Below are 21,893 nucleotides of genomic sequence, written 5' to 3' on the forward strand. Positions count from 1 at the left end.
CTGCTCCCGCTCCAACGCACTCAACCTCGACGCCATAACCACCCCAACGACAACCACCAACAGGGGGTGTTGCAACCACCGGTTGAGCCCAAGCTCGGAACGGTAAGTGTCCAAGATCTACCCTCCTGGCTGCCTCCCGCGCCTCTGGACGACGTCAGCGGCACGGTCTTCGAGCATCAGATGGGCCGACACCTTCGCGCGCGGAGTGCTTGGAACGGATCAGCTACGTATCGCGGTGCGAGGTCGTGGGTTCGACGATCGGCCTGCGGAACGGTCCCCATCCCACGAACCTGTCGTACAGGGCTCGCGGACTCGGTCCGTCGTGTGGGTTGAGGTGGTACAGGTCGCGCATCGCCTCGTACAGCAGCCCGGCCAGGTAGATCGACAGGCTCGGCATCTTGCTCTCGTACTCGGCTTTCAGCATGGGTCGCGCCGTCGGGCACGGCCACGGCTGGCCGTCGGCGCGGCAGGCCCAGTGCGGTCGTAGCGGCGTGTGCGGCGGGGCTTGGCCGTACCGGCGCGGACGGTCCGCGACCGGCCCCCGATCGGGTCCGGGAAGCTGCGTGGAGATCACGCCCGACCCCCGTACGCCCGCTGTACCCGGATCCGGTGGCCCGCTGTCGGGATGGTCTCACTGTGCCCGAACGTGAAGCGCATGGTGCCTCCTTCGCGCAGTCGTCGTGGGAAGGGGCCGCCCCGTGAGTGCTTGCCGGTCAGGGGCGGCCCCGGCACGAACGCGTCCGCCGGGTTTCGGGTGGTCCCTGCCGGCCGCGCCGTCGTTCGCTACCTTGCCGCCTGTTGCCTAACGAATACACAGCGTTGCACTATCTCCTGTCTACGCCTGGGACGTACCGAGGAGTTATCGAATGAACCACGCAGTCATCGAGGCCATGTCGGCCGCTGGCGAGACGGCGGACAGCCTCGCAGCTCAGATCGGTGTCGATCCAAAGACCGCAGCCAAGTGGGCTAACCCGGGGCGCATTCCGCAGACTCGGCATCGGGCAAAGGTTGCAGCATTGCTCAGGCGCGAGGAGGGGGACCTTTGGCCGGACGTTCTGAAACGTCGCGAGCCTTCCTGGTTCCGTCTCTGGGCGGACCTCGAGCGCGAAGCCCTGTCGCTGCGCAGCTACCAGCTCGCATGGGTGCCCGGCCTGCTACAGACGGAGGCGTATGCCCGCGCCACGCTGGCGGGCGAAGATCTGACCCCGGCCGAGGTCGATGACCTGGTTTCCGCTCGCATCGGTCGACAGGCGATCCTGCGACGAGATCGGCCACCACTGCTCATCGCGGTTGTCGACGAATCCGTGTTTCGGCGCACCTCCGGTGGCAACCGGGCCTTGATGGCCGAGCAGTTGAACCGACTTGTCGAATGGTCGGCAATGCCCGCAGTGCAGCTCTACGCGGTGCCGACTACGACCGGCATGTATCCGGGCCTCGGCGGCCCGTTCACCATCGCCGACATGCCGGACGGTGGGCGAGTGGCGCACGTGGACAGCCAGGCGGCCGCGCAGATCGTTGATCAGACGCCGGACATTGTTACGCTCGAACGACGATGGGAGCGTGTTCGCGGCGAGGCCCTATCGCGAGCGCAAACCCTGGACCTCATCAGGGAAGCGGCAGCATCATGGACATGACCGGTGCACGGTGGCGCAAGAGCACCAAGAGCGGCAACAACGGCGGCGACTGCGTCGAGGTCGCTGACAACCTTCCCGGTGTCGTCCTTGTTCGCGACACCAAGGACCGTGACGGCGGGACGCTCGCATTTGAGCCGGCCCAGTGGCAGGGCTTCGTCGACCTCGCGAAGGCTCTCGGCCCCGTCTCCTGATGATTGCTACGCGAAAGGCCCCCGGAACGAACCGGGGGCCTTCGGCGTGATCGGGGTCAGGGACGCTGGCGTTTGCCGTCGGTGTGCGGGATGCGTTCGGTGGGGATGACGCCGAGCCGGCCGGCCTTGAAGTCCTCGAACGCCTGGAGCAGCTCGTCGCGGGTGTTCATGACGAACGGGCCGTACTGCGCCACCGGCTCCCGGATGGGCTGACCGCCCATGATGTACAGGTCGAGCGCCGGGGTGTTGCTGTCCTGCGTGGCGTTCGCGCTGAAGCGCAGCGCGTTGCCCGGACCGTGCACCGCGAGCTGGCCCGTGTGGACCGGACGGCGCTCGGCGCCGACGGTGCCGCGCCCGCCGAGGACGTACACCAGGGCGTTGAAGTTGGGCTTCCAGGGCAGGTCGACCTGCGCGCCGGGCTGGACGGTGACGTGGCTGATGGTGATCGGCGTGAACGTGGAGCCCGGCCCCTTGTGCCCGGCGATCTCACCGGCGATGACCCGGATGAGCGCGCCGCCGTCCTCGGTGGTGAGCAGCGCCGACTCCCGGCCCCGGATGTCCTGGTACTGGGGCGGGTTCATCTTGGCCTTGCGGGGCAGGTTGACCCAGAGCTGCGTGCCGTGGAAGAGACCACCGCTGGTCACCAGGTGCTCCGGCGGCGCCTCGATGTGCAGCAGACCACTGCCGGCCGTCATCCACTGGGTGTCGCCGTCGGTGATGGTGCCGCCGCCGCCCTGCGAGTCCTGGTGGTCGAAGACGCCGTCGATGATGTACGTGACGGTCTCGAAGCCGCGGTGCGGGTGCCACGGAGTGCCCTTGGGCTCACCCGGTGCGTAGTCGACCTCGCCCATCTGGTCGAGGTGGATGAACGGGTCCAGGTCGGTCGTCGACACCCCGGCGAAGGCCCGGCGGACCGGGAAGCCCTCGCCCTCGAAGCCGCTGGGCGCGGTGGTCACCTTGCGGACCTTGCGGATCGTGGTGGCCTTGTGGAGCTTGGGCAGGCGGGGCAGAACGAGGACGTTGTCAACGGTGATCGCGGGCATCGCGGGGCTCCTTAGCGTGTGGCGTGGGTGTCCGACGTGGTCCCGGCCGCCCGCAGGCGGCGGCCGAGCCGGTCGAAGATCCGGGTGAGGCAGGCGACCTCGGCGTCGTCGAGGTCGTCCATCAGATGGGTACGCACCGACGCCAGGTGGTGGGGCGCGGCCTCGGTCAGGGTGAGCAGCCCGGCGGCGGTGAGTACGGCTTCGCTGCCGCGCCGATCGTCCGGGCAGGGCTCCTTGCTGACCAGGCCGCGCCGCTGCATCGAGGAGATCTGGTACGTGAGGCGACTGGGGGAGAAGACCAGACGGCCGGCGAGTTCGCCCATGCGCAGCCGTTGCCCCGGCGCTTCGGAGAGCAGGACCAGCACGTGGTAGTCGGCGAAGCTGAGGTCGCTGTCGGCCCGTAGGTCGTCTTCCATCTGGGTGAACAGGCGCTGGCTGGCCTCGATGTAGGCGCGCCAGGCGGCCGCTCGGGTGCTGTCCAGGCTCTCTGTCACAACCACGACACTAGCACTAGTTAAAAATTTAACTAGTGGTGTTCAGGGTTGCCTGCGTCACGTCTGTCTGGTTGCAGGCTTCCTTCGTACAGCTTTGAAGGAGCCTCTGAATAATGCGGCGGCCGGACCGACGCGGAGTGTGTCAGACTCCGGCCTCGTGGAACACGTGGAGCTCACCGCCGACGACCTGATGCTGCGTCCCTGGAAGGACGCGGACGCCCCGGCGGTGCTCGACGCCCTGCGCGACCCGGCCATCGCCCAGTGGAACCCCCAGGGCGACGGCCCCGTCGACGAACAGGTCGCCCTGCTCTGGGTACGTCGCCGGGCCGACTGGTCGTTCGGTGACCACGCCTCGCTGGCGGTGACCGACGCCGGTGACGGGGAACTGCTCGGCTCGGTGTCGCTGCACCACATCCGGCACGGCGACGCCTCGATCGGGTACTGGACGATGCCGGCGGCGCGCGGGCGTGGTGTCGCGACGCGGGCCGTCGCCCGGCTCACCGCGTGGGCGTTCGACGACCTCCGGTTGCACCGGATCGAGCTGTGTCACGCCGTCGCCAACCCGGCGTCCTGCCGGGTCGCCGACCGGGCCGGCTACCCCGCCGAGGGGACGCTACGCGAGTCGTACCGGTACGGCGACGGCCGCCGCTACGACGAGCACCTGCACGCCCGCCTGTCCACCGACCGCTAGGGCTGGCGGGCAGGCCCCCGGTCTACGCGCCGTCCCGGCCCTGCCAGGTCGTCACGCACGCCTCGTTGCCCTCGATGTCGGCGAGAACCCAGAAGGCGGGGGCGTGGGACGCGGATACGAGGCGGCCACCGGCCGTCAGCGCGGCTTCGATCCGCCGTGGTGCCTCGTCGTGGGGGACACAGATGTCGAAGTGGATGCGATTGCGGTCCGTGCGTGGCCGATCCATCTGCTGAAACCACATCGCCGGCCCCTGCCCCACCGGGTCGACAATCGGATCCTCGGGACCGTCGGCTCCCGCCTCGTCCGTGTAGCTCAGGACGGCCTTCCAGAACGGCCGGACCGCCGCGATGTCGAGCGCGTCGATGGCGATCTCCACGAGCTGGACCGACCGCGGCGATCCCGTACCGATGTCGGGCCCCGTCTGGCGCCCGCCGTTGCGCACGGTGGCGGAGATCCGATGCGCAAGGTCGATGTCGCAGGCGGTGAGCGCCGCCTGATCCAGCGACTGCAACGTCAGCACGACGCGGTCCGGCCGGAGATCAGCGCGCAGGTGCCCATCGGCGTCGCTACCGCATGCCGCCACGACGCGCGCCATCACCTCGGCTGCCTCGACCAACGAACCGACGGGCACCGACGTACGCAGCGCGCCCAGCAAATACCGCCACCCCTGGTCGCTGATCGCGTCCGAGGCCGCCCGCCGGCTCAGCGCCTCTTGCACATAGGCATCCTTGCATGCGGCGGGTGACGAGTTCCGGACGTGCGGGCCGGGAGCCGGACCTCGGCACCTCTGGTTGGGCCCTGTCGAGCTGCCCCAGAAACGGGGCGGGCTGCGGCGGCCGCTACGCGAAAGCGGCGGCTGCTACGCGAAAGCGATGGGCGGCCCAGATCTGGGGCAGCTCATATCTGGGGCAGCTCGACAGGCTGACCAAACCCGTGGTGCTCCGCTCCCGCCCAGATCTGGGGCAGCTCGACAGGGCGAACACCCACCTACCGGGGCAGCTCGACGTCGGCGCACTTCTCAGACGGCTCGACCGGACGATCACACACGACCCTAGGATCGGGATGGTGTGGGAGACCCGGCGAACGGTTCGGCCAGCGACCTTGGCGGATGTTGCGTCACTGGTGGAGTTGCGCCTGGCCAACGCTGAGGCCCACGTTGCTCTCGACGCTGCCGCCTACCGCGTTCCGCCGCGTGACGCGGTAGTGCGCCACTTCGCGGTCATGGTGGCCGACGAGGCCGGGCCGGATGGTGTCCTCGTCGCTGAGGGCCCCGACGGTCAGGTGATCGGGATGGTCGAAGTGCTGCGGCATTCCGACCCGCCTGACCATCAGATCCTGCGTCCTGAACCGTCGGCTCAGGTCCACACGGTGGTGCTCCCCGAGGCCAGAGGGCTCGGGGTGGGATCAGCGTTGCTGACGGCGGCCGAACGGTGGGCGAGCGACCGGCGTATCACGTATCTGTCGGCTGGTATCCACCACCGCAACGTCGGTGCGGTGCGCTTCTACCGCCGGCACGGCTACGCCGACGCCGGTCTCTCCCTCGGTAAGAGCCTGGCTGGGCAGCCGCCAGTTACTCGGTGACCCGGCGCAGGAACGCGGCCAGGTGGCCGGTGGTGCGGTCGATCTTCTCGGTCAGGGTGAGGGTCTCCTCGATCCGCCGACCAGCGTCCTTCTTCCCCCGCAGGTAGAGGGAACAGGCCAGGTCGGAGCAGACGTACGCGCCCACGGAGTTGCCCTGCCGGCCCTCGCGGCCGGCCTTGCGGGCGGTCATCAGCGAGACGCCGTCGCCGGTGTGGGTGGTCAGGCAGAAGGAGCACATGCTGCGCCGTGTCCGCCCGGTCTGCTGCGGCGCCACCCGCAGTGCGACCCCGACGGGACCGTCGTCGGTCTCGGCGACGAGGTACGCCCGCTGCGGCGCGGCGGGGTCCCGCCAGCCGAGGAAGTCCAGGTCGTCCCAGGGGAACGTCTCCAGATCGTTCGGTACGGCCAGCCGCTTCGCCTCGCCCTGCGTGCAGTTGACGAAGGAGGCGCGGATGGCGGGTTCGGTGATGGCTAGCATAGGTAGTAGCCTAGCTCTCCTAGGCAAGCGATTAACAAGGCTAGGTTGAGGGGGTGTGGCGAGTGGCACGTGCCGGCGTGACGGTTGAGCGGTTGACCCAGGTGGCGGCCGACCTGGCCGATGAGGTGGGCGTCGAGAACGTGACCGTCGCCGCACTCGCGCGGCACTTCGGCGTCAAGGACGCGAGCCTCTACTTCCACCTCAAGAACGCCCGCGATCTGCGGGTCCGAATCGCCCTGCTGGCGCTTGCCGAGCTGGCCGACCAGGTTTCCGACGCGCTCGCCGGCCGGGCCGGCAAGGACGCCCTGGTCGCCTTCGCCAACGCCTACCGGAACTACGCGACGCGGCACCCGGGCCGGTACGCCGCCATGCAGATCGACCTCGATCCCGAGACGGCCGCCGCGAGCGCCGGAGTGCGGCACTCGGAGATGACCCGGGCCATCCTGCGCGGCTACCGGCTCGCCGAGCCCGACCAGACCGACGCCATCCGGATGATGCACAGCACCTTCCACGGCTTCGTGAGCCTGGAGCGGACCGGCAGCTTCCGCCACACGCCGCGTCCGACGGACGACTCGTGGGTCCGTACCCTCGATGCCCTGGACGCTGTTCTCAGCAACTGGCCACGGCGGTGACGGCCGGGTGAGCATGGCGGTCCATGCTCCACCCGGCCGTCATTCGCCGCGACTCCGGTGAGGTCAGGACGCCGGAGGTGGCGTGAGGTTGACCAGCCAGTCCGTCCCGAACCGGTCGGTGCACCTGCCGTAGCGGGCGCCCCACGGCGACGGCGCGAACGCGACGGTGACGGCGCCTTCCGCGCTGAGCCGCTCCCAGTACCCGGTCATCTCCGTCTCGTCGTCACCGCCCAGCGTGATCGACGACGTGCCATCGGGACCGTCGTCGCCCGGCGTCCGGTCCGAGCCCATCAGCACGATCCCGGACGAGCCTCGGAGCATCGCGTGCGCGACCAGGTCGTCGGCCGCCGCTCCGGTGGGGCCGTGCAGGTCGCCGAAGGTGGCGATCTGGAGATCGCCCCCGAACACCGACCGGTAGAACCGCATGGCGTCCCGCGCGTCGCCGGCGAAGCTGAGGTACGGGCTCACCCGGGCGGTCATCGGCCGGCCTCGGCGGCGAGCGGACGTCGCGGAGCGGTCCGCTGCCGGAGCAGGACGAGCCCGAGCCCCGCCAGGAACCAGCCGGCGAGCACCGCGAGCGGCACCAGCGTGTGCGAGCCGCCGAAGTAGCCGAAGTTGTTCACCGCTCGGACGGCCGCGCCCGGCGGGAGCTTCGCCGAGATCGCCTGCGCCCAGCCCGGCAGCAGGTCGACGCCGATCGTCGCTCCGCTCGTCGCGTTGCCGATGGTGGTGAGGGTGAGCACGGCGAGCGCGATACCGATCGGCCCGAGCCAGGCGCCGAGGGCCTTCGTGGTGAAGGCGCTGGCCGCCGACAGCAGGGTGAGCGACAGGGCGAGCAGGGGGAACGGCGCCGTCAGTGAGCCGTACACCGGGCCGGCGACCGTGGCCGCGACCACGCCGATCAGGACCGCGAACCCGCCCATCGCGTAGAGCCGGTGGCGCAGGCGCACCTTCGCGGTGGCCGCGGTGAGCCCCTGCGCGAGGACGAACGACGAGAGGGTGACCCCGAAGACCACGTAGAAGGCGGACAGCCCGCGGCTGTCGTAGTTCGCCAGCGGGACGATGTCGTTCTCCTGGACGGTCATTCCCGCCTGGCGGGCGAAACCGGCCACGAGTTGCCGGGCGGCACCGCTCTCGCTGAATCCGCTCGCGCCGGCGTAGTCGAGCCGCACGCTGTTGGGCGCGGTCGGGCTGAGGACCCCGACGGCGTCGCCGTCGTGGACCAGGGCGGTGCCGGCGTCGACGCTGGTGACCTGGGTTACTGCGACGGCATCGCCGAAACCGGCGTGGGCGGCGGTGGCGAGCTGGTCGCCGACGACCGCGATCGGCAGGCGGCTCGGCGAGGGCTCACGTTGCAGCCCGACGTAGACGGCGATGAACGCCGTACCGATGATCAGCCCGGTGATCACCAGAGAGAGCCAGGCGGCACGCTGGGTGGTGACGGGCGTTTCCCGCTCGGTGGGTGACTCGGATGGCGACGTCATGGGTGCTTCCTCGGGTAGTGTGGTTTGAATGTCCAACCAGATGAACCGTAGCACCCCTGGTTTGAATTCCAAACCGGCGCGGGACACTCTCGCGGTGGCGCTCGACGCGGTCAACGACAGGTGGTCTCTGCACATCGTGCGAGCGCTCGCCTTCGGCGCGTCGCGTTATACCGAGATTCTGCGAGCGGTCGGCGCACCCCGGGACGTCCTCGCCGCCCGGCTGCGGAAGCTGGCCGAAACCGGAATCCTCCAGGCGCGTTCCTCCGAGGACGGCAAGGTCGCCGGGTACGAACTCACCCAGAAGGGCCGGGACCTCGGTCAGGTCATCCTCGTGCTCAAGCGCTGGGGCGACACCTACAGCGACGCCGACGTGCCCACGATCGACTTCATCCACGACGTCTGTGGCGAGGTGTTCGTCGCCGAGGTCCGCTGCCAGGCGTGCGGCCGGCCCCTGAAGTCCGGAGAGCTGTCCCTCGACAAGGAGTCCCCCACGTGCTGACCGACCTGGAGCTGGCCGACTGGCGCGAGCGGGTGGCCCGGCTGTACCTGTCCGACGTCGACCTGGCGGGCTTCCGCGCCGGCCGCGACGACCTCTTCGCTACCCACCCGCAGAGCCCCATCCCGCCCGACGAACGGCCCGCCTTCCAGGGCGTGCGGTACTTCCCACCCAACCCGGAGGCCGTCGTCGAAGCGCCGCTACGGCCGGCCAGCGGTCAGTTGAGCATCGACACCGGCGGCCCGGACGGCGTCGTGACGTACCGGCGGGTCGCGGTGGCCGATACGTCGTGGGGGCCGCTCACGCTGTGGTGGATCGAGGCGTACGGGGGCGGACTGTTCGTGCCGCTGCGCGACGCCACCTGCGGACCGGAGACGTACGGCGGGGGCCGCTACCTCACCGACACGGTGAAGGGCACCTTCGGCCGGGGGGTCGAGCTGCTGCCCGGTGACCGGGTCCGCCTCGACGCCAACTACCTCTACAACCCGAGCTGCGCGTACGACGACCGCTGGGCCTGCCCCCTCGCGCCGCCCGAGAACCGGGTCGACGTCCCGCTGCGCGCCGGCGAACTGGCGTACCACGACTGACCGGCGAACCAGGAGAACCGGTTACGAACACCGAGCTGACAGCTTCCTGACATGCCTGCGCCAGGGTGAGGCCGAATCGGTCACCCGACGGGAAAGAGGCACAGCATGGCGAGGCAGCGCACGGCGTTCCTGGTGTTCGCGGCCGTCATCGTGGCGGCGACCGCCGCGTGCGACTCCGGCGGCGCGAAGACCGGTGAAGGGCCGCCCGACGTCGCCACGCTCCAGACGGCGACCGCCGCGCTGCCGTCGCGCAGCGCATCGCCGACCGTCGAGGCGCCGAGGTACCGCCTCGACGACACCGACGCGGACCGGGCCGCGAAGATGAAGCCCTACGACGACTGCCTCAAGCAGCACGGGCTCGACGTCATCGCCATCCGGCAGAAGCGCAAGCCCCCGCTCGGCGACGCCGCCCGGGAGGCCGCCAACAAGGCGTGCGAACCCCTCAACCCGCTCCCACCCTGGGAGGAGGACCCCGCCAACCCGAAGGCCCGCGACTTCACGTACGCCGTGGTCAAGTGCCTGAAGGCGAAGGGCGTGGACGTCGAGTTGTCGCCCGACGGGTCGAGCTACGGCTTCAAGGGGTCGGCGGACGACCCGGGCGACGTCGAGAAGGGCATGAGTCTCGCCCTCGTCTGCCGCCGCGAGGTCGCGAAGTCCGGGTACTGAGCCCTCGCCCCGGCACCGCCGATCTTGCACTTTCGGTCATTGATATGCCCGCTCTGCGCCAATGTGGGAGCGCAGAAAGTGCAAGATCGGCGGCGGGGCGGCGGCTCAGCGGCTGTTCGCCGGGCGGGAGCCGCCCATCTGCATGCGGCCTAGGAGCTGCCTTGCCTGGTCGGCTAGCTGCGCGTCGACAGTTACCGCGTACTGGCCGGCGCGGAGCGAACTGGCCGAGGTGAAGTCGCGCTGCCCGCCGGTCATGGCGTGCGCGACCGCGCCGAAGACGGCGCCCCAGATCGCGCCGATGACCAGTCCGACCAGGATCACCGCCAGCCAGTTGCCGACGGTGAAGATGCCGAACAGCAGGCCGATGAAGAGGCCGAACCAGGCGCCGGTGCCGGCGCCGAGCAGGGCCGCGCGGCCCGTCGTCATCCGTCCCAGCACCGTCTCGACAAGCGTCAGGTTCGTGCCGACGATGGCGGTGTGCTCCACCGGAAAGCGGTTGTCCGCCAGGTAGTCGACCACCTTCTGCGCGGACGGATAGTCCGGGTACGAGCCGATCGTCACGGTGGGTGCGCCACCTTCCGGCCCGTGCCCGTCCGCGCCGGGTGTCATCGGGCGGCCTGCCGGACCGGACGGAAGTACGTCACCACTGGTTGCGCCGGGCCGCCAGGCGGCGGTCGGCTCCGGAGCTGAGGTCATGAGCATCCTCCCTCGTCAGCCGCCCGGTTTCCCGCAAGTGTCGAGTGGTAACGCCGGGTCGGCGGGTGGGTGCCGTGGCTCGGGAGGCATGCGCGGGGACGGCCCGGGTAGGCAGCCGGGTGCAGACCGCAAAGATCAGCGACCACGGCTTCCTCGCGGACGGCCGCAGCGCGGCTCTGGTAGACCGCTCGGGGTCGGTGAACTGGTGGTGCCCGGGTCGGTTCGACGCCCCGTCGGTGTTCGCGCGGCTGATCGGCGAGGACGCCGGGCACTGGTCCATCCGGCCGGAGACCGACGACTTCACCGTCGAACGCAGCTACCTCGACGACACCCTGGTCCTGCGGACCGTCTTCCGCACCGCCGCGGGCGAGGTGGAGTTGACCGACGCGCTCGCCCTGGAACCGGGCGCGCGCGAGCACGACATCGGTCACCGCTCGCCACAGGTGCTGGTCCGCAGCGTGCGGGGCCTCTCCGGCGAGGTGCCGATGCGGGTGCACTACCGACCCCGGTTCGAGTACGGCCGCACCACGCCGTTCCTCGTCGAAGAGGACGGGGCCCTGGATGCGGTCGGCGGGGCCAGCCGGCTCCGCCTGGTCGGCAGCGTGCGGCTGACCTGCGGCGACGGCGAGGCCGCCGGCACGTTCACCGTCCGCGCCGGCACGACCAACAACTTCACCCTGGGGTACGCCCCGACCTACGACTCGCCCCGGCCACAGGTGCCCGACGCCGACCGGACCATCGCCGACACCGCCGAGGGGTGGCGCTCCTGGGTCCGCCGGCACGAGTACCGGGGGATCTACGCCGAGCATGTGCGACGCAGCGCGCTGATCGTGCAGGGCATGACGTACCGGCCCAGTGGCGCGGTGGTCGCCGCCGTGACGACGTCGCTGCCGGAGGAACTCGGCGGGGACCGGAACTACGACTACCGGTACGTCTGGGTGCGCGACTTCAGCCTGACCCTGCGGGCGCTCTGGCGGACGGCCTGCTTCGACGAGGTGCAGCGGCAGTTCACCTGGCTCGGCCGGGCGATGGGTCGGATCGACGAGGAGCCGGTGCCCATCATGTACGGGGTGCTGGGGGAGCGGGACCTCACCGAACACCGCCTCGACCAGCTCGCCGGCTACCGCGACAGCCCGCCCGTGATGATCGGTAACGACGCGTGGCGGCAGCGCCAGACCGACGTCTTCGGCGAGGCGATGGACGCGGCCTGGCTCATGCGTGACCGGCTGGAACCGTTGGAGCCGGACGTCTACCACCTGCTGCGGTCCCTCGCCGACAAGGCGGCCCGGGACTGGCCGCTGCCGGACGCCGGGATGTGGGAGGAGCGCGGGATCGAACACCACCACGTGTCCTCGAAGGTGCACTGCTGGTCGGCGCTGGACCGGGCGGTCCGCTTCGGCGCCCGACTGGGAGATCCGCAGGACGTGGCCCGCTGGGCGGCCGCCCGCGACAAGGTCCGTGCCGAGGTGCTGGAACGAGGGTGGAGCGAGCGGGTCGGGGCGTACACCGGAAGTTACGAATCCGACGACCTGGACGCGTCGGTGCTGGTGATGCCCCTGGTGGGGTTCCTGCCGGCCGACGACGAGCGGATGCGCTCGACGATCCGTGCCGTGGAGGACAAGCTGTCCCACGACGGCCTGCTGCGACGCTGGGACGGAGACCCGGCCGGGTTCCTCATCTGCTCGTTCTGGCTGGTCTGCTGCCTGGCCCTGGCCGGTGAACGGGACCGGGCGCGCGAGTTGTTCGAGACGCTGCTGGCGCGACTCAACGATCTGGGACTGTTCGCCGAGCAGATCGACCCGCTGACCGGGGAGCAGTTGGGCAACTTTCCCCAGGCGTTCTCGCACATCGGTCTGATCAACGCCGCCGGTGTGCTCAGCGACGTCGAAGAGGACTCGGCGCTGCGCGGCCTGGGCATGCCGCCCGCCTACTTCACGCCGGCGGCGCGCTGAGCACGCCGCCCACGCCCGGGGGATGATGCCGGCATGAGGCTGGTGGTCACGGCGGACACGCATCTGCCGAAGCGGGCCCGGGATCTCCCGGAGCAGTTGTGGACGGCGGTCGAGGCAGCGGACGTCGTGCTGCATGCCGGCGACTGGGTCGACGAGTCGCTGCTCGACGCGATGACCGCCCGCGCGCGACGGCTCGTCGGCGTCTACGGCAACAACGACGGGCCGGCGCTGCGCGCCCGGCTGCCCGAGGTGGCCCGCGTGGACCTCGATGGGCTACGGGTCGCCGTGGTGCACGAGACGGGCCCGCGCACCGGCCGCGAACAGCGGTGCGCGGCCCGTTTCCCCGACGTCGACCTGCTGGTCTTCGGCCACTCGCACATCCCCTGGGACACCGTGGCCCCCAACGGGCTGCGCCTGCTCAACCCCGGGTCGCCCACCGACCGCCGCTCCCAGCCACACGCCACCTACCTCGAGGCCGAGACGACCCGGGGGAGCCTTACGTCCGTCCGCCTGCACACCCTGCCGCGTCGCTGACCAGCGCGCCTACTGGCCCCGGCCGGTCTCGGCCTGGAGCTCGTCGATCCGCTTGGAGGCCTCGGCCTTGGTCAGGTCGTCCGGGAGCGTCGTGTCCGCCTCCCGGGCCAGCGTGGCCAGGTACGACTCCTGGGCCGCCGTGGGCGGCTCGTCGCCGGTGACCCATTCGTCCGGGTCCTTGATCGCGCCGCGCGGGTCGGCCTGCTCGTTGCTACGGTCCGTCATCCTCATCACCCTTTCTTCGAACAGGTGTGCCAGTACCCCGATCACCGCCGGTTCATGCCCCCGGGGTCTGTTTCATGAGGCCTACGATCATCGAATGAGCGTGAACTCCGCGGGCGTGCTGGTGGTCGGGGCGGGCATCGCCGGAGTGGCGTGCGCCGTGGAGCTGACCCGCGCCGGGGTGCCGGTGCGGGTCCGTGAACGGGGTCACGTCAGTGGCGGCCGGATGGCCAGCAAACGCTTCGACGGCCGCCCCGCCGACATCGGCGCCGCGTACTTCACGGCCAGCGACCCGGACTTCGCCGCCGTGGTCGACGAGTGGCGTGCCGCCGGCCTGGTCCGCGAGTGGACCGACACCTTCTGGGCGTACGACACCAACGGCCGTCACGACGTGCCCGGGCCGCTGCGGTACGCCGCCTCACGCGGGCTGCGCTCGCTCGTCGAACACCTCGCCCGTCCGGTGCCGGTGACCGTCGACCGGTTGGTGCTCGCCGTGGAACCCGGGCCGACGGTCGACGGCGAGGCGTACGACGCCGTCGCCCTGGCCATGCCGGGACCACAGGCGGCCCTGCTGCTCGATCCGGCCCTGGACGACGCCACCCGCGCCGTGCAGGCGCAGACCTGGTCGCCGACCCTCTCCGCGGTGCTGCGCTTCGAGTCCCGGCGCTGGCCGACCTTCCGTGGCGCGTTCGTCAACGACCATCCGGTGCTCAGCCTCGTCTGCGACGACGGCGACCGGCGGGGCGACGACGCGCCGGTGCTGGTCGCCCACACCGTGCCGGAGTTCGCCGCCGGGCACCTGGCCCAGCCCAGCGCCGCCGGGCCGGCGATCGAGCAGGCCGTCCGGGACCTGCTCGGTCTCCCCGACGAGGCCGTCGACGTGCACGTGCACCGCTGGACGTATGCCAAGCCGACCGGCCAACCCACCGACGTCACCCACCACCTCGACGCGGACGGGATCGGCCTGGCCGGCGACGCGTTCGGCAAACCCCGCGTGCAGAGCGCCTGGCGCTCCGGCCGGGACCTCGGTCGCGCGCTCGCCGCCCGCCTCGGCTGAGGAGTCCCGGCGCGCTCAGGAGTGCCCGGCGGCGGCCACCGGCTGGGCCTCGGACTCGGACGGGTCCGCGGTGCGCTCGCCCTCGCGGTCCAGCAACTGCATCACCGGGGTCGCCGCGACGCCGTGCACCACCACGGACACGAGCACCACCAGCCCGACCGTCGCCCACAGCAGTTCCGCCTGCGGGAAGTCCGCCTTCGTGGTGGCGTACGCCAGGTAGTAGAACGAGCCCACCCCACGGATGCCGAACAGCGAGATCACCCAGTGCTCCGCCGGGCGACCGGGCGCGCCGCGCAGCGACAACCAGCCGACGGCCGGCCGGATCAGGAAGACCAGGGCCAACCCGACGGTCGCCGCCGGCCAGGTCAGCGGCGCGAGCAGGCCGCCCACGATCGCGCCGCCGAGCAGCAGCAACAGCACCAGGGTGAGCAGCCGCTCGACCTGCTCGGCGAAGTCGTGCAGCACCGAGTGGAACTCGTGGGTCCGCTCGGCGGCCCGGATGGCCCGCGCGGCCACGAACACCGCCAGGAAGCCGTACCCGCCGGCCACCTCCACCAGCCCGTACGCGAGGAACGTGGCGGCCAGCGCCAGGAACCCCTCGGCGTGCCGGGCCAGCCGCAACTCGCTGGGCGCCCGGAAGAACAGCTTGCCGAGCAGCCAGCCGATGAGCAGGCCGCCGCCCACCCCGACGCCGACCTTCCAGAGCACGTCCACGGTGAACCACTCGGCCATCCACGCGCGGGGGGCGAGGCTGGTCGAGGCGATGGCGATGGCCGCGTAGACGAACGGGAACGCCAGCCCGTCGTTGAGGCCGGCCTCCGAGGTCAGGGCGAAGCGGACCTCGTCCTCGGAGTCCTCCACATCGGTTGGCTCGCCGACCTGCACGTCGGCGGCGAGCACCGGGTCGGTCGGGGCCAGCGCGGCGGCCAGCAGCAGCGCCGCCGCCGGCACCAGACCGGCCCACCACCAGCCGAGCAGCGCCACCGCCGCGATGCACACCGGCATCGCGATGGCCAGCAGTCGCCAGGTGGAGGACCACCGGGCCCAGCTCAACGGTCGGTCGATCTTCAACCCGGCGCCCATCAGGGCGACGATCACCCCGATCTCGGTCAGGTGGGTGGCCAGCTCGGGATGGGCCAGCGGGTCCGGTGTGGGCAGTCCGATCGGGAGGAGGAAGACCAGCATGCCGAGGGCGAGGAACGCGATCGGCATGGACAGCGGTCGGCGCTCCAACACCCGGGGCAGGATGCCCGCGAGCAGGGCGCCCACGCCCACCAACGCGAACGCCACATCTACCGGCTCCACGGACACCACCCTCTCGCCGCACCCGCACGGTGCGGGCAGGTGGCCACAGACCATGCCCCGCGAGACTGGTGGCTATGCGTGTCGACCCGGACGAACCGGAGTGGGCCTCACCTCGGTCGGGTGAGGGGAGAGTCCGCCAGTTCGGCCAGCAGCGCGGCCGGGTCGTCGTACACCGCCACCGCGCCGGCGCCGGCGAGTTCGCCGCGGCTCGTGCCGCCGCAGGTCAACCCGACGCAGGGGATGTCGAGCTTGCCGGCCGCCGCGACGTCCCACACCGAGTCGCCGACGTAGACGACCCGCTCGGCGGCCAGCCCCGACTGATCGAGCGCCGCTTCGAGAATGTCCGGCGCGGGCTTGCTCTCCTTGGCGTCGGCCGACGACGTGACGGTGTCCACCACGTCGTCCGCGTTCAGCGCCCGGCGCAGCGCGCCGACCTCGTGCTCGGCGGCGGAGGTGGCGAGCACCACCCGCAACCCGCGCTCGGCGCAGGCACGCAGCAGGTCCGCCGCCCCGGGCAGCGGCGTCAGCCGTCCCCAGTACTCGGTGTAGAGGGTGTCGTGCGCCTCGCGCAGCTTCGGATCCTCCTCGCGGTCACGCTCCGGGCCGAGGAGGTGATCCAGCAGCTTGTCCGAGCCCATGCCGATCGAGCGGTGCACGGTCGCCATCGGCACCGGCCGGTCCACCTGGCGCAGCGCCTCCCACCAGCTCACCGTGTGCAGGTAGGTGGTGTCGACGAGGGTTCCGTCGACGTCGAAGAGCACCCCTTGGGGTTGTTCGTTGGCCATGGCCGCACTCCTACCCCTTCGGCGATCGGCTGACTCGCCCCGCACGGGTCGGTGGGTACGACTCAGTGTGGTTCGGCCGGTGGGACGAGGATCTCGAACCAGACCGTCGAGCCGCGCACCGACGGGTCGGTGCCCCAGGCGTCACTCAGCTCCTCGATGAGACCCAGTCCACGCCCGCGACTGCTCAACGTGTCGGTACGCGCCCGGGTCACGGTGCCCCGCGTCCCGGAATCGGCGACCGAGACCAACAGGCGTTCTGGGCTGAGGTCGATCTCCACCCGGGCGGCCGTGCCGGCGTGCAGCAACGCGTTGGTCGTCAGCTCGCTGGTGCACAGCACCGCAGCGCCGATCACCGACTCGGGCACCCGCCACTCGGTGAGCTGACCGGTCATCCAGTGCCGGACCCGGCTCGGCGCGGTCGGCTCCGCCGGCACCTCCATCGCCGCCGACCGGCTCGGCTTGAGCGCGTGCTCGACCGCCAGCACCGCAACGTCGTCCTCGGTGCCACCGGACACCGCCGCGGTCGCCACCGCGCAGAGGGCACGGGGGTCGCTGGTGCCGGCCTTGGCCACCGCGTCGCCCAGGGCGTCCATCCCCGCGCTCAGGCTCTGCCGGCGCCGCTCCACCACGCCGTCGCTGAACAGCAGCAGGGTGTCGCCGGGTGGGAACGCCACGGTGACGGTGGTCGGTCGTCCGCCCAGCCCCAGCGGGGGAGCGGCCGGCACCTGCACGTACTCGGCGTGCGTGCGGCCGTCGGGCGCACACCGGCGGATCAGGGGAGCGGGATGACCGGCGCTGGCCAGGGTCAGTTCCCGCCGCTCGGCGTCGATGACCCCGAACGCCACGGTGACGAACAGCTCGTGGCTGCCGGCCTCCGCGCCGAGGCTGGTCACCAAGCGGTCCAGACCGGTCAGCACCGCGTCCGGCGCCGGGTCGGTCAGGGCCAGCGCGCGCAGGGCCGCCCGCACCTGCCCCATCCGTGCCGCGGCCTGCACGTCGTGCCCGGCCACGTCGCCCAAGACCACGCCGAGCGCGCCGGTGGGCAGCAGGAACGCGTCGTAGAAGTCGCCGCCGGCAGCGTTGCCGTCCACGCCGGGGTCGTAGCGGGCCGCGATCCGCAGCCGGGGCAGGTCGGGCAGGTGCTCGGGCAGCATGCTGCGTTGCAGCAACTGGGCGGTGCCGTGCTGGGTCTCGAACCGCCGCGCCCGCTCCGCGGCCTGGCCGATCAGCTCGGCCGACGCGGCCAGCAGCGCCCGCTCGGCGGCCGACCAGGAGTGCGCGACCTGGTAGCCGACCGTCAGCCCGCCCCGGACCACCGACGTGCCCAGCGGGAGCGCGGCCATCGAACGGATCTTCTCGTCATGCCGGTCCACGGCGGTCTCGCGCAGCGGCTGACCGTCGCGGATGAACAGGGCCTCGCCCGTCCGGGCCGCCAGCGCGACCGGGCCCTCCCAGTCGGCTGGCGCCCGCCGCCACAGCGGAGGCAGCCGCTCGTCGGCCTCGTCCATCAACTCGCCGCGCACCCGACGCACCATCCGCCAGCCGCCGCCACCCTCGTCGACCACGAACGCCACCCGGTCGGCGTCGAACATCCCGATGGTGTGGCGCAGCGCGACCCGGGCCACGTCGTCGAGGGTGAGGGTGCCGGCGAGCGCGGCGGCCACGTCGCTGAGACTCCGCAACTGCTCGGTGACGTGGGTGGTTTCGGCGGCCACCGTCAGGATTCCGACGATCTGCCCCGCGCTGTCGCGTACGGCCGAGTGACTGCGGGTGAAGACCACCTGTTCGACACCGCCACTCTCCCCGATCAGGGGGAGTGTCGACTCCTTCTCCAGGAACGGCACACCCTCGCGGTAGGCGCGCTGGATCGCGTCCCCGAAGCCGGGCAGCTGCCAGACCTCGGCGTGGACCTCGGCGGCCGGTCGACCGAGGGCGGTCGGGTGCTTGCTCCCCAGCAACTCGGCGTAGCCCTCGTTGTAGAGCAGGACCAGATCGTCGCCGTACGCCAGCGCCATCGGCATCGGCGAGGCGAGGATCAGCGCCACCACGGCCCGGACCGCCGCGTCCCACTCCTCACGGGGGCCGAGCGCGGTGGCGGACCAGTCGTGGGCGAGCACGGCTGCCGCGCCGGGCCCGGTGGATGCGCCGGGGGCCGGAATTGCTGGCGTGGGGACTCGCCCGACCGTTCCTGGCATGTTCGCAGCCTAGCCGGCCGCCGCTCAGCTGCATCCGATCATGTGTGCGGGTCGCCGACACCCCCCGCGTGGTTGCTGTTCGGGCAGGTCACGGCCCCTGTTTGTCGACTTGTCGGAAAAATGGCAGTGAGCCGCCCGGACTGCCGCACCGGTGGCCGGGTATGCGCCCGGCGCAGTCCACGCGACAGGAGGGACATCATGCTGAAAACCCTCGCGGTGCGGCAGGCCGACATCGGCGACGCCATCGCCGACACCTGGAGGTCGGTGCTGCTCTTCATCCCGAAGGCAGTGGCCTTCATCGTCATCCTCGTGGTCGGCTGGCTAATCGCCAGAGCGGTCCTCAAGATCGTGGATGCGGTGCTGGAACGGGTGCGCTTCGACGAAGCCGTCGAACGCGGAGGCATCAAACGGGCACTCGAGAGAACGAAGTACGACGCCAGCGACATCCTGGCCAGGTTGGCGTACTACGCCGTCCTGCTGTTCACTCTGCAGTTCGCCTTCGGAGTCTGGGGGCCCAACGCGATCAGTGACCTGATCAGCGGCGTGGTGGCCTGGCTGCCGCGCGCGTTCATCGCGATCGTCATCGTGGTGGTCGCGGCCGCCATCGCCAACGCCGTCCGGGATCTGGTCACCGGGGCGCTGGGCGGACTCTCGTACGGCAAGGTCCTGGCGGACCTGACGGCGATCTTCATCATCGCGCTCGGCGTGATCGCCGCCCTGAACCAGGTGGGTATCGCCACCACGGTCACCACTCCGGTGCTGATCGCGGTCCTCGCCACGGTCGCCGGCATCCTGATCGTCGGCGTCGGCGGTGGCCTGGTCAAGCCGATGCAGAACCGCTGGGACGGCTGGCTGGACCGGGCCGCCCGGGAAGCCCAGGCGGTGCAGGAGCACCGGCGGGCCACCTCGGCGGGCCGCGGCGACATGGAGCGGCAGATGGCCGACCGTGGCGGCGACCGGACCCAGGCCATGCCCCGGGTCGACGAGCAGTCGACGATGTCGGGTGGGCGTGGCACGTACCAGTCCGGTGCGGCCGACGAGACCCAGCAGTACCGCCCGTAACGGGGCGCGACCGTGCCAGGGGGAGGGCGTCCACCGAGTCGGTGGGCGCCCTTCGCGCGGTCAGGAACGGTCGAGCGAGCGGGCCAGCGCGCAGACGGCGACCAGCCGGGCCAGCGGCCACTCCGGCGCGCTCCAGTCCACCGACCCGCGCGGCGGGGCCCACCCGTGCTCCAGGGCGGCGGCGCGTACCCCCTCGGCGTAGCCGGCGAGCGCCGCGGCGGTCAACGGCCGGCGGTCACCGTCCAGGCTGTCGCGGACGGCGGCGGCGTGCTGGTCGACCAGCGCCAGCAGCCCGGGACGCGCGGCGGCGGCCGCGAGGCCGGCGGTGCCCACGGAGACGGTGAGGGCGGCCAGGGTGGACCGCGCCGAGTCGACGGCGGTCGGGGAGGCGACCCGGTTGAACGGCACACGCATGGTGACCGAGGCTAACCGACCGGTGACCGACCGACCTCGGCCGCTCGGCGCTTGTGGGTTGTGCCACCGGACACCTCGACGCTGGCCGCGAGGGTTGATCCGGCACAGACGGGGCACCAGGCACCCGACGACGCAGGACGGCGCAGAGTGTGGGAGCGGGGATGGGGCAGCGGGTGGACGGGCCGGACGAGCAGCACCGGCGGCCGGCCGGGGTGAGCGACGAAACGGTCGCCGCGCTGGGCAAGCTCAGCGAGGCGTTGGAGTGCGTCGAACGGGCCCGCGGACACGTGTACTCGCTGCACCAGCTCATCGGGCACGCCGACCTGATGCTCGACGACGCGGTGGAGACGTTCCGTGCCGCCGGGCACCACCGGATCGCCGAGCGGATCGACACCGAACTGCTGGGCCGCAACGTGATCGCCGGCCGGTGGACGTTCCAGATCGTCGAGGAGTTCGACGACGGCTACCACGCGCTGTTCCGGGCGCTGGAGCAACAGGCCCGCGACGAACTGGTGGGCGGGCGGCGACACCTCTACGAGGCGGAGATGAAGGAGCGCCGCCGCACGCGGGGCCAGCCGGGCCACGAGGCCCGGCCGGACTGACAACGAACTGGCGGCATGTGGATGATGGGACCCGGTTCGCCGGGCCCCATCATCCGTGAGGAGCGTTCGTGGCCAAGGACAGGAAGCCGCCGTTCATGATGAGGGTGATGCTCAGGCTGGAGCGCGGGACCGCGAGCACCGTCGAGACGCTGCGTCGGTACGCTCCGCTCGCCGACGAACTCGGCGCCGACGGGATGGACGTCGACATCGAGCGCGCCGACCTGCTGCTGTCCGGCTGGCGCGTCGCCGTCAACGAGGAACGCGCCATGCGCGACCTGGCCTCCGGACTGTTGCGGCGCTTCGGCTGGCGGGAGCAGGACTTCGTCTACTCGTCGAATGTCCGCTACGCCGAGACCCTGGGACCGCCGTCCGGCCCGCCGGCGGCCCGCCTGGTGATCAACCGGGCCGACCAGGATCTGGGCTGGGAGGGCGCGACCCACGGCACCGCCCTGACCCCCGACCGCACCCTTGACATCGCGCCGGCCGAAACCGAGGTGGTGGCCCGGCTCTTCGTCGCCGTCCCGGCGACCACATTCGCCGCGACGGTGGAGGCGTTGGAGCCGTGGTCGGCCCGGGTCGGTGCGGCGGCGGTCGGGGTGGACCCGGGCCGCGGCGCTCTGGCGTACCTCGCTCGGGGCGGCGACCTGCGGGCCGAGGCGGCGAGGCTCGGCCTGGGGTCGGTGGAGACCGGCCGCATCGCGGCGGACGCCGATCACATCATCGAGACCGCGACGGCCGCCGACGGCACGACCCTCTGGCTGCGCCGCGGCACCGACCCGCTCTCGCCCTACTGGCCCGGCATCCTGGAGATCCGGGAGATGGTGATCGACCCCTCCTACCCGGACTAGGGGCGGCGATGGTGACGTGGCCTGGAACGCCCCCAGCATCGGACACTCGCGTTAGCTCTGCGGCGGATTCACGACTCGCGGTCTTTCCGGCCCGCGATCAGCACGGTCGGGGCCGGGGCGCTGAGCGGCGGCGGTCATGCTGGTGAGCCTGATGCCTGTGAGTCATCTAGATGCAACGCCGTTCAGTTAGGCGTTTCGGTGGGCTGTCAAGCGTGTCGTGGAGACGAAGCAGCGGAGCTCCGGT

Annotated in this window: 27 protein-coding genes; 14 read left to right on the forward strand and 13 right to left on the reverse strand. The window is 71.4% G+C overall.

What is annotated here, in order from left to right:
- Positions 1–223 precede the first annotated feature (223 nt).
- Positions 224–571 carry a hypothetical protein gene (locus ACIA3K_RS31250; RefSeq protein WP_396805434.1) on the reverse strand — a complete coding sequence of 116 codons (348 nt, stop codon included), beginning with the start codon at positions 569–571 and terminating at the stop codon, positions 224–226.
- 295 nt (positions 572–866) lie between these two features.
- Between ACIA3K_RS31250 and ACIA3K_RS31255 the strand changes: the two genes are divergently transcribed.
- Positions 867–1,634, forward strand: coding sequence for a DUF5753 domain-containing protein (locus ACIA3K_RS31255; protein ID WP_396805389.1), 768 nt, complete (start codon positions 867–869; stop codon positions 1,632–1,634).
- Positions 1,631–1,825 carry a DUF397 domain-containing protein gene (locus ACIA3K_RS31260; protein WP_396805391.1) on the forward strand — a complete coding sequence of 65 codons (195 nt, stop codon included), beginning with the start codon at positions 1,631–1,633 and terminating at the stop codon, positions 1,823–1,825. The genes ACIA3K_RS31255 and ACIA3K_RS31260 overlap by 4 nt, the downstream gene beginning before the upstream one ends.
- Before the next feature lie 56 nt (positions 1,826–1,881).
- Here ACIA3K_RS31260 and ACIA3K_RS31265 read toward each other — a convergent pair whose 3' ends face one another.
- On the reverse strand, positions 1,882–2,868 hold the full coding sequence (locus tag ACIA3K_RS31265) for a pirin family protein (protein ID WP_396805393.1): 987 nt from the start codon (positions 2,866–2,868) through the stop codon (positions 1,882–1,884).
- An 11-nt stretch (positions 2,869–2,879) separates the two neighbouring features.
- Positions 2,880–3,362 carry a MarR family transcriptional regulator gene (locus ACIA3K_RS31270; RefSeq protein ID WP_355053446.1) on the reverse strand — a complete coding sequence of 161 codons (483 nt, stop codon included), beginning with the start codon at positions 3,360–3,362 and terminating at the stop codon, positions 2,880–2,882.
- Positions 3,363–3,519: 157 nt separating this feature from the next.
- Between ACIA3K_RS31270 and ACIA3K_RS31275 the strand changes: the two genes are divergently transcribed.
- A complete protein-coding gene (locus tag ACIA3K_RS31275; RefSeq protein WP_396805395.1) occupies positions 3,520–4,053 on the forward strand; it encodes a GNAT family N-acetyltransferase in 534 nt (177 codons plus the stop codon).
- A gap of 22 nt (positions 4,054–4,075) precedes the next feature.
- Here ACIA3K_RS31275 and ACIA3K_RS31280 read toward each other — a convergent pair whose 3' ends face one another.
- Positions 4,076–4,771: a VOC family protein gene (locus ACIA3K_RS31280; protein ID WP_396805397.1), complete on the reverse strand. Its 696-nt coding sequence runs from the start codon at positions 4,769–4,771 to the stop codon at positions 4,076–4,078.
- 344 nt (positions 4,772–5,115) lie between these two features.
- Here ACIA3K_RS31280 and ACIA3K_RS31285 point away from each other — a divergent pair, with 344 nt between their 5' ends.
- On the forward strand, positions 5,116–5,634 hold the full coding sequence (locus tag ACIA3K_RS31285) for a GNAT family N-acetyltransferase (protein ID WP_396805399.1): 519 nt from the start codon (positions 5,116–5,118) through the stop codon (positions 5,632–5,634).
- Here the strand turns inward: ACIA3K_RS31285 and ACIA3K_RS31290 are convergent.
- On the reverse strand, positions 5,624–6,112 hold the full coding sequence (locus tag ACIA3K_RS31290) for an FBP domain-containing protein (RefSeq protein ID WP_396805401.1): 489 nt from the start codon (positions 6,110–6,112) through the stop codon (positions 5,624–5,626). The genes ACIA3K_RS31285 and ACIA3K_RS31290 overlap by 11 nt on opposite strands.
- A gap of 77 nt (positions 6,113–6,189) precedes the next feature.
- Here ACIA3K_RS31290 and ACIA3K_RS31295 point away from each other — a divergent pair, with 77 nt between their 5' ends.
- Positions 6,190–6,744 carry a TetR/AcrR family transcriptional regulator gene (locus ACIA3K_RS31295; protein WP_396805403.1) on the forward strand — a complete coding sequence of 185 codons (555 nt, stop codon included), beginning with the start codon at positions 6,190–6,192 and terminating at the stop codon, positions 6,742–6,744.
- A 63-nt stretch (positions 6,745–6,807) separates the two neighbouring features.
- Here the strand turns inward: ACIA3K_RS31295 and ACIA3K_RS31300 are convergent, their stop codons facing one another.
- Together ACIA3K_RS31300 and ACIA3K_RS31305 are read right to left on the reverse strand one after the other, a co-directional pair.
- The gene (locus ACIA3K_RS31300) at positions 6,808–7,224 is read right to left on the reverse strand and encodes a VOC family protein (protein WP_396805405.1); all 417 of its coding nucleotides are present in this window, start codon (positions 7,222–7,224) and stop codon (positions 6,808–6,810) included.
- Complete coding sequence (locus ACIA3K_RS31305; protein ID WP_396805407.1) at positions 7,221–8,228, reverse strand: hypothetical protein; 1,008 nt, start codon at positions 8,226–8,228, stop codon at positions 7,221–7,223. The genes ACIA3K_RS31300 and ACIA3K_RS31305 overlap by 4 nt, the downstream gene beginning before the upstream one ends.
- 28 nt (positions 8,229–8,256) lie before the next feature.
- Between ACIA3K_RS31305 and ACIA3K_RS31310 the strand changes: the two genes are divergently transcribed.
- The 3 genes from ACIA3K_RS31310 to ACIA3K_RS31320 all read left to right on the forward strand — a co-directional run bounded on the left by ACIA3K_RS31310 (position 8,257) and on the right by ACIA3K_RS31320 (position 9,977).
- Positions 8,257–8,727: a winged helix-turn-helix transcriptional regulator gene (locus ACIA3K_RS31310; protein ID WP_396805408.1), complete on the forward strand. Its 471-nt coding sequence runs from the start codon at positions 8,257–8,259 to the stop codon at positions 8,725–8,727.
- Positions 8,724–9,311, forward strand: coding sequence for a DUF1684 domain-containing protein (locus ACIA3K_RS31315; RefSeq protein ID WP_396805436.1), 588 nt, complete (start codon positions 8,724–8,726; stop codon positions 9,309–9,311). Before ACIA3K_RS31310 ends, ACIA3K_RS31315 begins: the two co-directional genes overlap by 4 nt.
- Positions 9,312–9,416: 105 nt before the next feature.
- A complete protein-coding gene (locus ACIA3K_RS31320; RefSeq protein ID WP_396805410.1) occupies positions 9,417–9,977 on the forward strand; it encodes a hypothetical protein in 561 nt (186 codons plus the stop codon).
- A 105-nt stretch (positions 9,978–10,082) separates the two neighbouring features.
- On the opposite strand, the gene ACIA3K_RS31325 is transcribed toward ACIA3K_RS31320, so the two are convergent.
- A complete protein-coding gene (locus ACIA3K_RS31325) occupies positions 10,083–10,673 on the reverse strand; it encodes a general stress protein (protein WP_396805412.1) in 591 nt (196 codons plus the stop codon).
- Positions 10,674–10,792: 119 nt separating this feature from the next.
- Here ACIA3K_RS31325 and ACIA3K_RS31330 point away from each other — a divergent pair, with 119 nt between their 5' ends.
- A complete protein-coding gene (locus tag ACIA3K_RS31330) occupies positions 10,793–12,625 on the forward strand; it encodes a glycoside hydrolase family 15 protein (RefSeq protein ID WP_396805414.1) in 1,833 nt (610 codons plus the stop codon).
- Between the two features lie 33 nt (positions 12,626–12,658).
- Entirely contained in the window at positions 12,659–13,159 is a 501-nt protein-coding gene (locus tag ACIA3K_RS31335; protein WP_396805416.1) for a metallophosphoesterase family protein, read from the forward strand.
- A 9-nt stretch (positions 13,160–13,168) separates the two neighbouring features.
- Here ACIA3K_RS31335 and ACIA3K_RS31340 read toward each other — a convergent pair whose 3' ends face one another.
- A complete protein-coding gene (locus ACIA3K_RS31340; RefSeq protein ID WP_396805418.1) occupies positions 13,169–13,384 on the reverse strand; it encodes a DUF3072 domain-containing protein in 216 nt (71 codons plus the stop codon).
- 115 nt (positions 13,385–13,499) lie between these two features.
- Between ACIA3K_RS31340 and ACIA3K_RS31345 the strand changes: the two genes are divergently transcribed.
- Positions 13,500–14,438 carry an NAD(P)/FAD-dependent oxidoreductase gene (locus ACIA3K_RS31345; RefSeq protein ID WP_396805438.1) on the forward strand — a complete coding sequence of 313 codons (939 nt, stop codon included), beginning with the start codon at positions 13,500–13,502 and terminating at the stop codon, positions 14,436–14,438.
- Between the two features lie 15 nt (positions 14,439–14,453).
- Here the strand turns inward: ACIA3K_RS31345 and ACIA3K_RS31350 are convergent, their stop codons facing one another.
- The 3 genes from ACIA3K_RS31350 to ACIA3K_RS31360 form a co-directional block, all read right to left on the reverse strand.
- Positions 14,454–15,743 carry a cation:proton antiporter gene (locus ACIA3K_RS31350; protein WP_396805420.1) on the reverse strand — a complete coding sequence of 430 codons (1,290 nt, stop codon included), beginning with the start codon at positions 15,741–15,743 and terminating at the stop codon, positions 14,454–14,456.
- 107 nt (positions 15,744–15,850) lie between these two features.
- Positions 15,851–16,528, reverse strand: coding sequence for an HAD family hydrolase (locus tag ACIA3K_RS31355; RefSeq protein WP_396805422.1), 678 nt, complete (start codon positions 16,526–16,528; stop codon positions 15,851–15,853).
- Between the two features lie 62 nt (positions 16,529–16,590).
- The gene (locus tag ACIA3K_RS31360; protein WP_396805424.1) at positions 16,591–18,723 is read right to left on the reverse strand and encodes a SpoIIE family protein phosphatase; all 2,133 of its coding nucleotides are present in this window, start codon (positions 18,721–18,723) and stop codon (positions 16,591–16,593) included.
- A 198-nt stretch (positions 18,724–18,921) separates the two neighbouring features.
- On the opposite strand from ACIA3K_RS31360, the gene ACIA3K_RS31365 reads away from it, so the two are divergent.
- Positions 18,922–19,785 carry a hypothetical protein gene (locus tag ACIA3K_RS31365; RefSeq protein ID WP_396805426.1) on the forward strand — a complete coding sequence of 288 codons (864 nt, stop codon included), beginning with the start codon at positions 18,922–18,924 and terminating at the stop codon, positions 19,783–19,785.
- A 60-nt stretch (positions 19,786–19,845) separates the two neighbouring features.
- Here the strand turns inward: ACIA3K_RS31365 and ACIA3K_RS31370 are convergent, their stop codons facing one another.
- Positions 19,846–20,199 carry a DUF6401 family natural product biosynthesis protein gene (locus ACIA3K_RS31370; protein WP_396805428.1) on the reverse strand — a complete coding sequence of 118 codons (354 nt, stop codon included), beginning with the start codon at positions 20,197–20,199 and terminating at the stop codon, positions 19,846–19,848.
- A 161-nt stretch (positions 20,200–20,360) separates the two neighbouring features.
- On the opposite strand from ACIA3K_RS31370, the gene ACIA3K_RS31375 reads away from it, so the two are divergent.
- Both ACIA3K_RS31375 and ACIA3K_RS31380 read left to right on the forward strand, forming a co-directional pair.
- Entirely contained in the window at positions 20,361–20,801 is a 441-nt protein-coding gene (locus tag ACIA3K_RS31375) for a hypothetical protein (RefSeq protein ID WP_396805430.1), read from the forward strand.
- Between the two features lie 68 nt (positions 20,802–20,869).
- Positions 20,870–21,649 carry a hypothetical protein gene (locus ACIA3K_RS31380; protein WP_396805432.1) on the forward strand — a complete coding sequence of 260 codons (780 nt, stop codon included), beginning with the start codon at positions 20,870–20,872 and terminating at the stop codon, positions 21,647–21,649.
- Positions 21,650–21,893 lie beyond the last annotated feature (244 nt).

This window comes from Micromonospora sp. NPDC051543 (assembly GCF_044454415.1).
Classification (GTDB): Bacteria; Actinomycetota; Actinomycetes; order Mycobacteriales; family Micromonosporaceae; genus Micromonospora.

Coding starts and splice junctions, on each gene's coding strand:
- ACIA3K_RS31335 (WP_396805416.1), top strand. CDS start 12,659: ATGAGGCTGGTGGTCACGGCGGACACGCATCTGCCGAAGCGGGCCCGG.
- ACIA3K_RS31305 (WP_396805407.1), bottom strand. CDS start 8,228: ATGACGTCGCCATCCGAGTCACCCACCGAGCGGGAAACGCCCGTCACC.
- ACIA3K_RS31375 (WP_396805430.1), top strand. CDS start 20,361: ATGGGGCAGCGGGTGGACGGGCCGGACGAGCAGCACCGGCGGCCGGCC.
- ACIA3K_RS31355 (WP_396805422.1), bottom strand. CDS start 16,528: ATGGCCAACGAACAACCCCAAGGGGTGCTCTTCGACGTCGACGGAACC.
- ACIA3K_RS31320 (WP_396805410.1), top strand. CDS start 9,417: ATGGCGAGGCAGCGCACGGCGTTCCTGGTGTTCGCGGCCGTCATCGTG.
- ACIA3K_RS31340 (WP_396805418.1), bottom strand. CDS start 13,384: ATGACGGACCGTAGCAACGAGCAGGCCGACCCGCGCGGCGCGATCAAG.
- ACIA3K_RS31360 (WP_396805424.1), bottom strand. CDS start 18,723: ATGCCAGGAACGGTCGGGCGAGTCCCCACGCCAGCAATTCCGGCCCCC.
- ACIA3K_RS31285 (WP_396805399.1), top strand. CDS start 5,116: ATGGTGTGGGAGACCCGGCGAACGGTTCGGCCAGCGACCTTGGCGGAT.
- ACIA3K_RS31325 (WP_396805412.1), bottom strand. CDS start 10,673: ATGACCTCAGCTCCGGAGCCGACCGCCGCCTGGCGGCCCGGCGCAACC.
- ACIA3K_RS31290 (WP_396805401.1), bottom strand. CDS start 6,112: ATGCTAGCCATCACCGAACCCGCCATCCGCGCCTCCTTCGTCAACTGC.
- ACIA3K_RS31300 (WP_396805405.1), bottom strand. CDS start 7,224: ATGACCGCCCGGGTGAGCCCGTACCTCAGCTTCGCCGGCGACGCGCGG.
- ACIA3K_RS31370 (WP_396805428.1), bottom strand. CDS start 20,199: ATGCGTGTGCCGTTCAACCGGGTCGCCTCCCCGACCGCCGTCGACTCG.
- ACIA3K_RS31365 (WP_396805426.1), top strand. CDS start 18,922: ATGCTGAAAACCCTCGCGGTGCGGCAGGCCGACATCGGCGACGCCATC.
- ACIA3K_RS31310 (WP_396805408.1), top strand. CDS start 8,257: ATGTCCAACCAGATGAACCGTAGCACCCCTGGTTTGAATTCCAAACCG.
- ACIA3K_RS31260 (WP_396805391.1), top strand. CDS start 1,631: ATGACCGGTGCACGGTGGCGCAAGAGCACCAAGAGCGGCAACAACGGC.
- ACIA3K_RS31255 (WP_396805389.1), top strand. CDS start 867: ATGAACCACGCAGTCATCGAGGCCATGTCGGCCGCTGGCGAGACGGCG.
- ACIA3K_RS31265 (WP_396805393.1), bottom strand. CDS start 2,868: ATGCCCGCGATCACCGTTGACAACGTCCTCGTTCTGCCCCGCCTGCCC.